The following is a 13,729-nucleotide window of genomic DNA, read 5'->3' as shown; positions in this document are numbered from 1 at the left end:
TTAGCTCAGGCTCTGCTTAGCGGCAGAGCCTTCTTCCCCATTTATCTCTATTTTAGGAGCGGCTATGCCTGCATCTTCTCATTTCAATATTGCTTTCTTTGGCGAATGTATGGTCGAAATCAGCGGCTCTCCATTAACCAAAAAGTTTGGCGGTGACACACTTAATACCGCACTTTACCTTTCTCGCTTAACTCAACATCAAAACATCTCTGTGCATTACGCGACAGGGCTTGGCAGTGATGAGCTGTCTCAAGATATGATTGATAGCTGGCAGTTAGAAGGTATTCAAACCAATTTCGTAGAACGCATTGTGAACAAGCTTCCTGGACTCTACATGGTCGAAACCGACGAGACAGGCGAGCGACACTTTCACTACTGGCGCAACGATGCGGCAGTAAAATCTTACTTCCATGCTAATGACTTGAATAAGCTTGAAATCGCTCTGACAGAGAAGCAAGTCGACGCGGTTTACATCAGCGGGATCAGTATCGCGGTTTTGGATGACGCCTCTCGTGAGCGCCTATTCAAAGCCATTAGCGTGTTCTCAAACCAAGGCGGAAAGGTGATTTTTGATAACAACTATCGCCCGCAACTTTGGAGCATCGAGCAAGCTCGACATTGGTATGCCAAGCTACTGCCGCTGGTGGACATCGCCTTGATTACCGAAGACGACGATCTACTTGTCTGGGGGAACTCAGAGAGCGTTCAACAACGCTGCCTCCGTTTGGGGTGCCAAGAGATCGTCATCAAGCGTGGCTGTGAGCCATGCAAGATTGTTCAAGTTGAACAAGGCGATGTTTTTGAGAGTTATGTATCCGCGACTCGTGTTTCTAACGTGGTCGACACCTGCGCAGCGGGTGACTCCTTCGCTGCGGGTTATCTGGCGGCGCGTCTTACAGGTGAGAGCACCAATGATGCAGCTGAACTGGGTCACCAATTGGCTTCTACCGTTATTCAATACTCAGGCGCGATCATCCCGGTAAGCGCTATGAATCACTTAATTAAAAAATAGAAAAACAAAGCGAATTTATTATGTCTCAAGAAATGATCAACACACTTAAGCAGTTCAAAGTTATCCCTGTTATCCAAATCAACAAGGTGGAACATGCGATTCCACTAGCAAAAGTGTTAGTAGAAAACGGCCTGCCAGTAGCAGAAGTGACGTTCCGTACCGAAGCAGCAGCGGATTCGATTCGTGCGATGCGTGATGCCTACCCAGAGATGTGTATCGGTGCTGGTACAGTATTAACGCCAGCGCAGATCGACCTTGCGAAAGAGGCGGGCAGCGAATTCATCGTAGCACCGGGCTTGAATCCAAACACAGTAAAACGTTGCCAAGAGATCGGTATGCCAATCGTTCCTGGCGTAAACAACCCAAGCCAAGTAGAGCAAGCGCTTGAGCTTGGTCTTAACTTCTTGAAGTTCTTCCCTGCTGAAGCGTCTGGTGGCATCAATATGGTGAAATCTTTGCTCGCGCCTTACGTTGATGTGTCGCTAATGCCAACGGGCGGTATCGGCAAACACAACGTCAATGATTACCTAGCGATCGATCGTGTGGTGTGTTGTGGTGGCACTTGGATGGTATCGCCAAAAATGATCGAGAACGAACAGTGGGACGAGATTGCAGTGTTGGTTCGTGAAGCCGTTGAATTGGTGAAATAGCTAAATTTAGAATTTATTAAAATAAATAATAGCTACTGAATATGAGCAGTAGCTATAAATACACTTCATACAATCAAAATAATTAATAAGAAATAAAAAGGTAGTCTCCGAATTTACACCTTTCTGCATATATCAATGTGCGGTGGGTTTTTATAATCATAATATCGGTGAACTATGAAAAAATTACTTCCTTTAACACTACTAGCATTATTACCAATGACCTCAACTGCCGGGGGTTATGTCGATTTAAGGGCAGAGTATCGAAGTACGACAGATCAGTATCGAAGTCGTTTTATTGTTGGTCACCATTTTGATAATGGGTATGGTTTAGAAACACTGACGAATGTTCGACATGCAGCGGGAGCGTATGACGAAACGAAGGTGATTAATACTGAGTTTACCCATTATTACACCTATGCCATCAATGACAATTTTATGCTGAACCCTGGCGTAGTCATGAATTTTCAAGGCTCAAATACCTTCTTGATGCCTTATCTAAAGCTCAACTACAACTTTGACAATGGGCTCTTTGTACATGGCCGTTATCGTTATGACTTTTCGACCGAAGCTTTAGTGAATGACTATGGCAATGAAGAGACAGCAAAGCGAAACCGTTATGATATTTGGACGGGATACAATACAGACAAATACATGATTTCGTATGCCTTTACGTATTTCGACCAGATTACGCATCATACGACAGAGCTTGCAACCGGCGATCTAAATGCCCGCGAGCATACCGTCAAAGCAGTTTACAAATGGAAACCAACAGTGAGGCCATACGCTGAAGTGGTTGATGCGGATACGGTGCAATCTGAAAATGATAAAACGGATTGGCGCTTCCGAGTTGGTGTTAATTTCTCATTCTAAAACAACATAGCCTAGTTATTTTTGTGAATAGGCTCTGATAAATAAAATACAATGAAAGTTATATAGGAAAACTAATAATGAAAAAAACTATATTGTCTCTATTGATTTCAGGTTCAGTAGTGTCTCCAATGGCGTTAGCAATGGCTCCGAATACCGATCTAAATTTAATGCCGTATCCACAGACAGTCGAGCTGCAAGCCGGGCAAGTTACGGTCGACGGTAACTTCAAGGTTTACATCAAAGGCTTTAACTCTGATCGCGTTGAATACACTGCGAAACGCTTTATCGATCGCCTAGAGCGCCAAACTGGCGTACCGATTTTAAACTGGCAGGTTGATAGCGAAGACGAAGCAAACCTGATCATAGATATCGACGCAGCACCAAAGTCTGAAATACAAAATATCGACTCTGTAGAGTCCTACAAAATTACCACTCAGGGTGAACAAATCACGCTGAGCTCTCCAAGCCCATACGGCACAATTCACGGCATCGAAACCCTTTTACAGCTCGTTGAAACCACAGCGACTGGCTACCATATTCCTGCCGTCACAATTGTCGATGAGCCTCGCTTCCGCTGGCGTGGTGTCTCTTACGATACGTCGCGTCACTTTATTGAATTCGATGTGCTGATTCGTCAGTTAGATGCGATGGCGTCGGCGAAGATGAATGTGTTCCATTGGCACTTCTGGGACGACCAAGGCATTCGCATTCAAACCGAATCATGGCCGCGTCTGTGGTCTGAAACTGCTGATGGTAATTACTACACCAAAGACCAAGTTCGTTACCTAGTTGAGTATGCTCGTAACCTTGGTATTCGTGTGATTCCTGAAGTCTCCTTGCCGGGCCACTCTTCTGCTGTGGCGCACGCTTACCCACGCTTGATGTCAGGTGGTGAAGGTCAAAGCTACGAACAAGAACGTGGCTGGGGCGTATTTGAGCCATTGATGGATCCACTTAACCCAGAGCTCTATGAAATGCTGGGTGACGTGTTCGACGAAGTGACAGAACTATTCCCAGATGAGTACTTCCACATTGGTGGAGATGAGCCGAACTATGCGCAGTGGAAAAACAGCGAAAAGCACCAAGAGTTCATTGAAGAGAACAATATTGATGGTGAGCGCGGCTTACAGTCTTACCTCAACGTAAAAGTTGAAAAGATGCTGGAAGAGCGCGGCAAGAAGATGACGGGTTGGGATGAGATTTGGCATAAAGATCTGCCAACCTCTATCGTGATTCAAAGCTGGCAAGGGCACGACAGCATTGGTCGTGCGGCGAAAGAGGGTTACCCAGGTATTCTGTCTACCGGTTACTACCTAGACCAACCTCAACCGACTAGCTACCACTATCGTAATGATCCAATGCCAAGCGGCATCACGGTTGACGATAAGCTGCACAGCGGCGAGAAGTTCGTGACTTACCAATGGCAAAAGCCTCGCTCTAAAGGCAGCCCACGTAAGGGAACACTGACCATCATTGAAGCGAAAGACGGTACTTTCCGCGCGTTCAGTGATTACAACGGTAAGTCTCGTGAAGAGATCTACATTCTTGATTATGTGCCGGGCAAAACCTTTGTTGGCCACTTCGATAACTTCATGTCTTACACCGAGTTCAACCTTAACCTCAATCCAAATGGGTTTGCGGAAGGCAGTTATCAGTTAATTGGTAACGTGCGTTGGCCAACCACAGGTGAAGTGATTGCGAGCAGCGATGTAGAAGGCAGCGTGATCCCTGAGCCAAACGGTGGCTACCCTGCGGAGCTAACCGACAAGGAAAAAGAGCTGATTTTAGGTGGTGAGATCACCATGTGGCTAGAAAACAAAGATAGCCTCACGGTAGAAAACTATCTATGGCCACGCAGCTATGCAATTGCAGAGCGTTTCTGGTCGGATGCTGAACTGACAGATGAGCGCAGCATGTACAAGCGCATGAAAGCGATGGATACATGGTCGGAAGTGTCGGTTGGGTTACGTCACCACGCCGATGCTGACATGTTATTGAAGCGCATTGCGAAAGGCCAAGATATTCACGACCTGCGCGTGCTAGCAAAATACACCGAGCCAGCACAGTATTATGCTCGCAACTGGGAGAAGTGGAATTCCACCGAACCGAAGGGCACCTTGTACAGCCAATACGAACGCCTAAACCGCTTCGTGGATGCGCTGCCAGTAGAAAGCAACGCGGTGTATGAGATGCAAGATTTGGTTAACGAAGTCGCGACGGGTAATCAACAAGCGCTTGAGCAACTTGCAGAGCATTATCATCAAGCAAAAGCGGCTGCACTGGCTGCTAAAACTGTCTTCGCAGGTAATGTGTCTTCGGTAGAGACTGTGATTGTCGCAGAGAAAACGGTGGAAGTCGCAGACTTGGGGTTAACCTTGATTGCTAAGGAAAAAGCGGGCGAAAAAGTTCGAGCATCAGACGCGAAAGCCTACCAAGCGATACTGTCTGATGCAGCGAAGATCTACGATGAATCGATCATTGCGATAGTTCGTCCAACGGAGTCACTGCTTAAGCACCTGAGCAAGTAAGCGAGATAGAATAAGTCACACGCTAATAAACTTCTTCAAACCGCCCTCTAGGGGCGGTTTTTTTGTTCCAGAATTCCAATAGAGTATCAGGAACAAAACATCATGTAAGCGACGACTCACTGTCGGCACTCTTAAGCGTTAGCGTGAACGTCATTCCTTGTTCAGGGTTGTTCTTAGCAATTAGATAGCCTTGCATATCGCGCACATTGTTAGCGGTGATGGCGAGTCCGAGCCCGAGTCCTTCACCCATTTTTTTGTTGGTGTGGAAGGGTTCGAAAATGGTTTCTAGTTGGTCTTCGGATACGCCACAGCCATTGTCTTGAACCTTGATGATAACTCGCTGCTGCTCGGTATGAGCGCTGATAACAATGGTTGCTGGTTTCTGATTTTTCGTGGCATCGACGGCATTTCTAAGTAGGTTGCCAAGCACTTGACGAAGCCGCGCCTCTTCTCCCATTACCATCGAAATATTGGAAGCTACACGCACGCGAATATCGACGTTTTCCAATTCGGCTTGATGAATACGTAGGATTTCTTGCAATGCGTCAGTCAGTGAAACTGGGTAGGGCTTTTCAAGTCTTTGAAAGGCGAACGACTTCAATTGGCTGGTCATGTTAGCCATTCTGTCGATTAGGCTCATGACCAAGTCCATGTTCGCTTTCAACATCTTAGTCTCGCCTCTTTCCATCAGTAACTGGTTACTCGAAAGCAGAGTTTTTAGACCGGTAAGCGGTTGATTAAGCTCATGAGTGATCGCACTCGACATACGCCCTAATGCGGCAAGTTTGCTTGATTCAACCAACTCTTGTTGTGCATCTTTGAGGTCTTGCGTTCGCTCTTCTACCCTCAATTGAAGTGTTTTATTGGCTTCCTGAACCGCGATCTCCGCTTTTTTACGTTTACTGATATCAATCACAGTACACAGGTAATAGGTTGTGGCATGCCAAGGAAAGGGGCTAATAGAGAACAACACCGGGAAGTAGCTGCCATCGCTGCGCCTTGCCATGGTTTCAACACTAGTGATCTCGGCCAGCTCCTGATGTTGCTCTAAGTTCTTCAACAACTGCAAAGTGGTTGAATTCGGGTTACTGGCCTCAAAAAGTTGCCATGCTTTGATGTTGTTGATCATCGAATCAGATAGGCAGAAGTAGTTTTTGGCCATCAGATTAATGTCGTGGATGTGGCCGTGTTTATCGATCAGCACAAGTCCAACGTGTGTCTTGTTGATCATTCCAGACAATCGTTTTTCAGATTCTTCAATCAGCTTTTGGATTCGTAGGTTGCTGAGTTTTTTCTGGCGTCTTTGGTAGAGAATGACCAGCAATAGCATGATGAAAAGACAGCCCACCGCCACGCTCCAACTTATCCAGTTAGTGGTTTGATTGAGGCTAGTTAATGGGGTGAGATAGGTTAAACGCCAATTGAGGTCATCTAATTTGATGGACTGAATTAGGTAATCCTTACCTTGCAGTCGCCAAACGCGAATGTGGGTTTGGTCGTACAACTCGCGTTTGGTGGCAGTAGGCTGAGAATTGAAGGTGTCGTTAAACCAGTCAGCACTCAATCGGTTATCACTTGAGAGAAAGAACTGATCGCGAGGGTTCTGGAACAGGACTGCTTCGCCATCAGCAAACCATTGATCAGTCAGCAGCGATAAGTCAATTTGCACCGCAACAATGCCTACCACATCAGCGGCTCGATACACCGGAGCAGCAATAAAGTAATCTGGGGTTACGCCTTTGTTTTTGGTTACTACTGAAATCGCCCCACCTTGCTGGTGGATTTTCGACACAATCGTGCTGGCGTTCTTTTTGCTCAGCTTGCTTCTTTCTACACTCGATACCAACAAATCGCCTTCGCCAGAAAGCAGATACCAGCCCTTGGTGTTGGCCGCTTTATCCAGTTGAATCAGCTGTTTCTTAATGCGTTTTTCAAGGCGGGCTTCACCATCAATGAAACGTACACTGGTTTCATCGTTCGTCACTAGGTAGGGCAGATAATAGAAGCGTTTCAGGGTACGTCTGGCTTCGGCAATGTATCCGAGGAAGCGCTGTTCTGCATAGCGTTGGGCTTGTTCGAGCTTCCATTGGCTTATACCACTTTTGGTGGTTACCTGAACCAAACCAATTAATAAACAGGCACATAGGAATAACCAATATCGATTGTTATTCATCATTGCTGATCAAATCCTTTTAAAACTAGTGACTTGAGAAGGTTTTCTGTTTGCTTTTTAAGCGAATGGAGAGTGAGACAAGTTGAAGCTAGCAAACATTATAAAACTGTTAAAGGAGTGTTATTCAAAGTGGGAGCTAGCTCCTTTTCGTCTGCGGATTTTTTACATACCGTAGGCGACATTATTCAGAGGTAAGTGGCGGAACCAAACCATGCAGCGTATAGCTTTGATTGAAGATGATGCAATTGTGCGTCAAGCAACCAGCCAGTGGTTACAATTAGCGGGCTTCGATGTCACCGCATTTGAGGTTGGGCAAGATGCGTTAAACGCGGTAGAGCAGGGTGATTTCCAAACCATCATCACCGACGTTCGTTTACCAGATATTGATGGTGTTGAGTTGCTTGCGCGATTTAAGCAGTTAGTACCTGAGGTGCCTGTCATCTTGATCACGGGGCATGGTGATGTGGATATGGCCGTGAAAGCGTTACAGCAAGGCGCGTATGATTTCATTGAAAAGCCATTCGACCCTGAGCGTCTGTCTCAAACGGTTTCGGAAGCGGTCGACAAACATCAAAGTGGCCAAGACAGAAACAGTCGTCAGAACTATCTGGATAACCTGAAGGGTATTGAACAGGTTCTGATTGGCCGCAGTAAAGTGATGTGTGAATTACGAGAGCAAATACAAAAAGTCGCCTCGATTGATACCAATGTGATCATTTATGGTGAAACCGGCTGCGGTAAAGAACTAGTCGCTTCTTGTTTGCATGAGTTTAGCCTGCGTAAAACCCATCCGTTTGTGCCGCTAAACTGTGGCGCGATTCCAGAAAACCTCTTTGAAAGCGAGCTGTTTGGACACGAAGCCGGAGCATTTACTGGTGCGGCCAAACGACGCATTGGTAAGCTGGAATTTGCCGACAAAGGCACGGTGTTTCTCGATGAAATAGAGAGTATGCCGCTGTCGATGCAGGTAAAAGTGCTGCGCACCTTGCAAGATAATGTCGTCGAACGCGTGGGGGGGAATCAGCAACAATATGTTGATCTACGAGTGGTCTCTGCCTCGAAAAGCGATCTACTGAATCACCCCGATTTTCGCCAAGACCTTTTCTATCGTTTGAACGTTGCCCAACTGCATTTACCTCCCCTTAGTGAACGAGAAGACGATGCTTTGATCCTTTTCGAACACTTCACTCAAGAAGCGAACAGTGAAACCCGAGTTGCCAGTGAGGCCGATCGTTATGCCTTGTTGTCGTATGCATGGCCGGGCAATGTGCGTGAACTGCGCAATGTTGCGATTCGTTTTGCGTTGGATGAAAGCCTGACAGTGGGCGATATCTTGGCGTGTCGCCCCAATTCTGTCACAGAGTCCACAACCGCAGGCATCCCTTTGGCGGTTCAAGTGCAGAGCTTTGAACGGAAAGTGATTCATGATGCGCTAGTGCGTTATCAGGGGCGCATCAATGATGTGATGCAAGACTTGGACTTACCCCGTCGAACATTGAACCAAAAGATGGTGCGTTATGCGTTGAACCGAAGCGATTATGTCGAATCTTAGTGAGCAACAAGACTGTAGTGTTTATTGAAAATTAATGAGCAATAAATGGCTCACACTGTATTTGTGATTTTATAACTGTTGGTCACATTTCTCACGTAAAGTGTGATGTGGCTAACTTTATATAGATGTTACTACCTGTTTTTAATGAGCAAAAAATGGCTCATGCTATCTTCACTGAATAAGCAATAATCCGCCTACTGTTATTGATCTTTTTATTTAAACTCAATTAAATCAATAGCTTGAATTTTGGCATTGTGCTTGCTTTCTAGCAATCGTTGTTAACAAAAATATAACGTGAATAACTCTACATGGAGAGTAACAATGAAATACAACAAGCTAGTTAAAATTTTAGCAATCGCAATGGCCTCCATTGGCTTGGTCAGTAATGTCTCAGCTCAAGAAGATCGTAGCTACATTTTAGCGACGGCTTCAACGGGGGGGACTTACTATCCAGTGGGCGTCGCCTTGGCAACATTGAGTAAAGTTAAGCTTGCACCTAAGCAGCACTTCTCTTTGGCCGCGATCAGCTCTGCGGGATCGGGTGAAAACGTAAAACTGCTGAATGAGAACGAAGCACAGTTTGCCATTTTACAAGGTTTGTATGGCGCGTGGGCGTGGCAAGGGCTAGGTCCATATGAGAAATCAGGTCAACAAACACAGCTTCGTTCGGTGTCCATGTTATGGCAAAACGTAGAACACTTCATTGTGCGCTCTGACTTAGCCAAAACAGGCACTGTGAGCGACTTAGAGAACCTGAACGGTAAGAAATTCTCTATTGGTAAGAAAAACTCAGGTACCGAGAACTCGGGCCGTCAGATCATGCAAGGCCTGTCCGTAGACCCAGAACAATTTAAACTTGCCTTTATGGGGTACGGCGGCAGTGCGAGCGCACTACAGAATGGCACGATTGATGGCATGAACACGCCTGCAGGCGTACCTGTTGGCGCGGTGACCCAAGCGTTTGCAGCCTTGGGTGAAGACATTCAAATCCTGTCGTTTACCGATACTCAAATTAAACAAGCGAACGGTGATTACAATATTTGGACAAAATATGAAATCCCTGCAAATACTTACCCGGGTGTAGATAAGCCAATCACCACCATCGCTCAACCTAACTTCCTAGCGGTTCGTGAAGACATCTCTGAAGAAGACGTGTACCAGCTAACCAAGGCTATCTATGAAAACCTACCTTTCCTACAAGGTATCCACAAAGCAACCAAAGCAATGGCACTCGATAAAGGGATTGCAGGCCTTCCTGTTCCGCTTCACCCGGGCGCGGCTCGTTACTATAAAGAAATGGGTATCGATATCCCTTCTGAGTTGATCGTCAACTAGCTAGTTCCCGACAAGTTATTGGTTGTCCACTGACCCTTCGTGACTTAATTGCTTGGTGCTCGTTCGCTAGAGAACGCGTTCGTGCACCACCTCACTTTATGGATTTTCTCTGCGCGTTTGGCTGTGGAGAGCAGGAGTTTTCTATGAGCGATTCGCTGCAGCAGGAACTGAAAAAATTTGAACTGCCGACCCGAACGGATTTTCCGTGGGTGGGCAAAGCGATAACGACAATGGGAGTAATCCTCTCCCTATTACACATTTGGTTTAACACCTTATCTACTTTGCCAGAGCTTTGGATCTCGGCGACCCACTTTGCTGGCTTTGCGATCATTTGTGCACTTTGGTATCCCGCCCATATCTCGCTGAAAAAGAGCAAGATCGCTCTGGCGGTCGATATCGGAATCGCTTTGGCAGCTCTGGCTTGTCTTATCTACATCCCCTTTGCAGAAGATGCTTTGTATGAGCGAGGCGTGAAGTTTATCGCCAGTGATTGGTTCTTTTCTATCTTGGCCATTACCATCGTTATTGAGCTGATTCGACGCACCATGGGCTGGTTTATTCCGGTGCTTATCTTAGTGTGTTTGAGCTACGTAGTACTGTGGGGACAATGGACCAGCGGCATCTTCCATTTTCCGGGCTTGAGCCTTGAAACACTGCTTTACCGAAGCTTTTACTCATCAGAAGGGATGTTCGGTTCTATCTCAAGAATCAGCTGGACCTTCGTGTTCATGTTTATCCTATTTGGCGCATTCTTAGTGCGATCGGGCGTTGGTGATTACATTATTGATGTGTCTCGCGCCGCCGCGGGCAAAGTGATTGGTGGCCCTGGCTTTATTGCGGTGATTGGTTCTGGCTTGATGGGCTCAGTGTCCGGTTCGAGTGTGGCAAATACGGTTTCTACTGGCGTAATCAGTATTCCCTTGATGCAAAAAGCGGGTTTCCCTTCGCGCTTTGCCGCGGGTGTGGAAGCAGCTGCATCGACGGGCGGGCAGTTGATGCCACCTGTGATGGGCGCAGGTGCGTTTATCATGGCGTCTTACACGCAGATCCCTTATGTCGATATCATTGCGGTTTCCTTCGTTCCTGCGCTTATCTACTTTTTGTCGGTGGCCTTTTTCGTGCGTATTGAAGCAAAGCGTAGTGGTGTCCAAAAGGTCACTTCTGGCTGTGAACCGCTGTTGAAGGTATTACTGTCAGGTTGGCACAACCTGATCCCGTTAGCAGTGTTAGTGACTCTGTTAGTGAAGGGCTTTACGCCGACTTACGCCGCTGGTATCTCGATCCTCTCTGTAGTGGTAGCTTCATGGTTCTCTAAGAATCACAAAATGGGACCAAAAGCGATCATTGAAGCTCTCTCTCAAGGTGCGAAAAACATGGCGACCACGGCGGTATTGTTGGTGGGTATTGGCCTTGTCATCAACGTGATCAGCACTACGGGTATTGGTAACACATTCTCATTGATGATCAACAGTTGGGCGAACGGCGATTTGTTGGTGATGATTGCCTTGATCGCGCTGGCATCTTTGATTCTCGGTATGGGCCTGCCCGTAACTGCGGCTTATATCGTGTTGGGTACTCTATCTGCTCCCGCTTTGTACAAGTTGATTGCTGAAAGCCAATTACTTGACCTGTTGGTTTCGGGTCAGTTACCTGAACAGGCGAAAGCGATCTTCATGTTGGCAGCGCCAGAAAAGCTGGAACTGCTTAATGCACCTATGGCTTTGGAAACCGCAAAAGAACTGATTGCGTTAGTGCCCGCTGATTTTGTGGAAACGCTGCTTGAACAAAGCTTAGGCTTGGAAGCGATCAGCCTTGCTCTGCTCTCTGCACACCTGATTATATTCTGGTTATCGCAAGATAGTAACGTGACGCCACCGGTTTGTTTAACCGCCTTTGCGGCAGCGACGATTGCTAAAACGCCGCCAATGAGAACGGGCTTAATGGCATGGAAGATCGCCAAAGGTTTGTATTTGGTGCCACTGCTTATCGCTTACACCAACTTGGTAAGTTGGGATGTGACCTCGGTTTTGGTTACCGGTGGCTTTGCTATTATCGGTACGTACGCGTTTATCGCAGCGATTGAGGGTTACCTAGAAAGTGAAATCAATCTCGTTCTTCGTGTTGTATTGATTGCATTGGGGGGCGCTTTGGTTTGGCCTGATGTGTCGATCGTGATCCGCTTGGTATGTGTGGCGCTGTTTGTTGGCATTTTTGTCTACAGCGGCCGCAAATACGATTCTAATCAAGTGAAAAAGGAACAAGAACGTGAGGAGTCAAAATTGCCTCAAACCGGGTCTAACGCTGTCGCGGCTTCCCTATAACTAAAAGGACTGAGTGTAGGAATATTATGAACTCAATATACGACTATATTATCGTTGGTGGTGGCATTGTTGGCGTATCGACCGCATGGCAATTACAACAAGCTCACCCTGATAAAAGTATCCTTTTAGTCGAGAAGGAGCGCGGCTTTGCGCAGCACCAAACTGGCCACAACAGTGGTGTGATTCACGCAGGCGTTTACTACGCTCCAGGCAGTTTAAAGGCGGATTTCTGTAAGCGTGGCGTCGAGCGCACCATCGCCTTTTGTAGCCAACACGATATTCCCGTTGAAAACTGCGGTAAGTTGTTGGTCGCGACTAATGAACAGGAAGTGAAGCGCATGAACGCGCTCTATCAGCGTTGCCACGATAACGACATTGATGTCGACCTCTTGGATCAAGCGCAGCTCAAACTTGCAGAGCCGAACATCACGGGCTTGGGCGCGATTTATGTCAAAACCACCAGTATCGTCGACTACAAAAAAGTCACCGAAGTGATGGCTCAAAAGTTTGTTGAAGCGGGTGGTAAGCTCAGCCTCGGCACGGAAGTGATTATGGCGGATGAGCAAGAAGATGAGGTGCAGTTAACGTGCAAAGTGGATGGGCAGACTCTACAGCTCAACAGTCGATTTTTGATCACTTGTTCTGGTTTGATGGCGGATAGAATGACCAGCATGCTTGGCATTGAAACCGACTTCCAAATCGTGCCTTATCGCGGTGAATACTATCAGCTTGATCCTAAACATAACCAAGTGGTGAACCACCTTATCTATCCGATCCCTGACCCTGAACTGCCTTTCCTAGGCGTCCATTTAACACGCATGATTGATGGCTCGGTAACGGTAGGACCTAACGCGGTTCAAGGGTGGAAGCGAGAAGGTTACGGTAAGCTTAATTTTAGCGTTAAGGATACCTTGCAGATGCTGAGCTTTACTGGTTTTTGGAAGGTGACGGCTAAGCACCTAAAAACCGGTTTGGTTGAGTTTAAAAACTCGTGGTGGAAGCCGGGATATCTAAAGTTGGTTAATAAGTACTGCCCAAGTATCACTGTGTCTGACTTCAAGCCATACCCTGCAGGTATTCGTGCTCAAGCGGTACTCAAAGATGGTACCTTGGTTCATGACTTCCTGTTTGCGGAGAGCCCAAGAAGCTTGCATGTGTGCAATGCACCATCGCCAGCGGCGACCTCAGCGATGCCTATTGGCGAATACATTTGTGGCAAGATAATGCGTAAAACAGCCAGTTAAATAGCCCTAGCCTCAGTAATAAAAAAGACCATCTTGATGATGGT

9 protein-coding genes are annotated in these 13,729 nt (G+C 46.8%); 8 read left to right on the top strand and 1 reads right to left on the bottom strand.

What is annotated here, in order from left to right:
* Positions 1–64: 64 nt before the first annotated feature.
* The 4 genes from CWO13_RS02835 (at position 65) to CWO13_RS02820 (ending at position 5,060) form a co-directional block, all read left to right on the top strand.
* Positions 65–1,012: a sugar kinase gene (locus CWO13_RS02835; protein ID WP_102479718.1), complete on the top strand. Its 948-nt coding sequence runs from the start codon at positions 65–67 to the stop codon at positions 1,010–1,012.
* 20 nt (positions 1,013–1,032) lie between these two features.
* Positions 1,033–1,662: a bifunctional 4-hydroxy-2-oxoglutarate aldolase/2-dehydro-3-deoxy-phosphogluconate aldolase gene (locus tag CWO13_RS02830; RefSeq protein WP_102479717.1), complete on the top strand. Its 630-nt coding sequence runs from the start codon at positions 1,033–1,035 to the stop codon at positions 1,660–1,662.
* Positions 1,663–1,836: 174 nt separating this feature from the next.
* Complete coding sequence (locus CWO13_RS02825) at positions 1,837–2,532, top strand: oligogalacturonate-specific porin KdgM family protein (RefSeq protein ID WP_017111229.1); 696 nt, start codon at positions 1,837–1,839, stop codon at positions 2,530–2,532.
* Between the two features lie 77 nt (positions 2,533–2,609).
* A complete protein-coding gene (locus tag CWO13_RS02820; RefSeq protein WP_108082506.1) occupies positions 2,610–5,060 on the top strand; it encodes a family 20 glycosylhydrolase in 2,451 nt (816 codons plus the stop codon).
* Between the two features lie 100 nt (positions 5,061–5,160).
* Here CWO13_RS02820 and CWO13_RS02815 read toward each other — a convergent pair whose 3' ends face one another.
* Positions 5,161–7,236 carry an ATP-binding protein gene (locus CWO13_RS02815; protein WP_048660489.1) on the bottom strand — a complete coding sequence of 692 codons (2,076 nt, stop codon included), beginning with the start codon at positions 7,234–7,236 and terminating at the stop codon, positions 5,161–5,163.
* Between the two features lie 208 nt (positions 7,237–7,444).
* Here CWO13_RS02815 and CWO13_RS02810 point away from each other — a divergent pair, with 208 nt between their 5' ends.
* From CWO13_RS02810 to lhgO, 4 genes are all read left to right on the top strand, one after another.
* Complete coding sequence (locus CWO13_RS02810; RefSeq protein WP_108082505.1) at positions 7,445–8,785, top strand: sigma-54-dependent transcriptional regulator; 1,341 nt, start codon at positions 7,445–7,447, stop codon at positions 8,783–8,785.
* Positions 8,786–9,106: 321 nt separating this feature from the next.
* Positions 9,107–10,120, top strand: coding sequence for a TAXI family TRAP transporter solute-binding subunit (locus tag CWO13_RS02805; RefSeq protein ID WP_108082504.1), 1,014 nt, complete (start codon positions 9,107–9,109; stop codon positions 10,118–10,120).
* Between the two features lie 143 nt (positions 10,121–10,263).
* On the top strand, positions 10,264–12,441 hold the full coding sequence (locus CWO13_RS02800) for a TRAP transporter permease (RefSeq protein ID WP_102433001.1): 2,178 nt from the start codon (positions 10,264–10,266) through the stop codon (positions 12,439–12,441).
* Positions 12,442–12,467: 26 nt separating this feature from the next.
* Complete coding sequence (gene lhgO / locus CWO13_RS02795) at positions 12,468–13,685, top strand: L-2-hydroxyglutarate oxidase (RefSeq protein ID WP_108082503.1); 1,218 nt, start codon at positions 12,468–12,470, stop codon at positions 13,683–13,685.
* Positions 13,686–13,729: the final 44 nt, after the last annotated feature.

The sequence above is a fragment of the Vibrio sp. ZF 223 genome (genome assembly GCF_003050585.1).
Taxonomy (GTDB): Bacteria; Pseudomonadota; Gammaproteobacteria; order Enterobacterales; family Vibrionaceae; genus Vibrio; species Vibrio crassostreae.
Note: the sequence above shows the minus strand (reverse complement) of the source record. Positions and strands in the feature narration are given on the sequence as shown.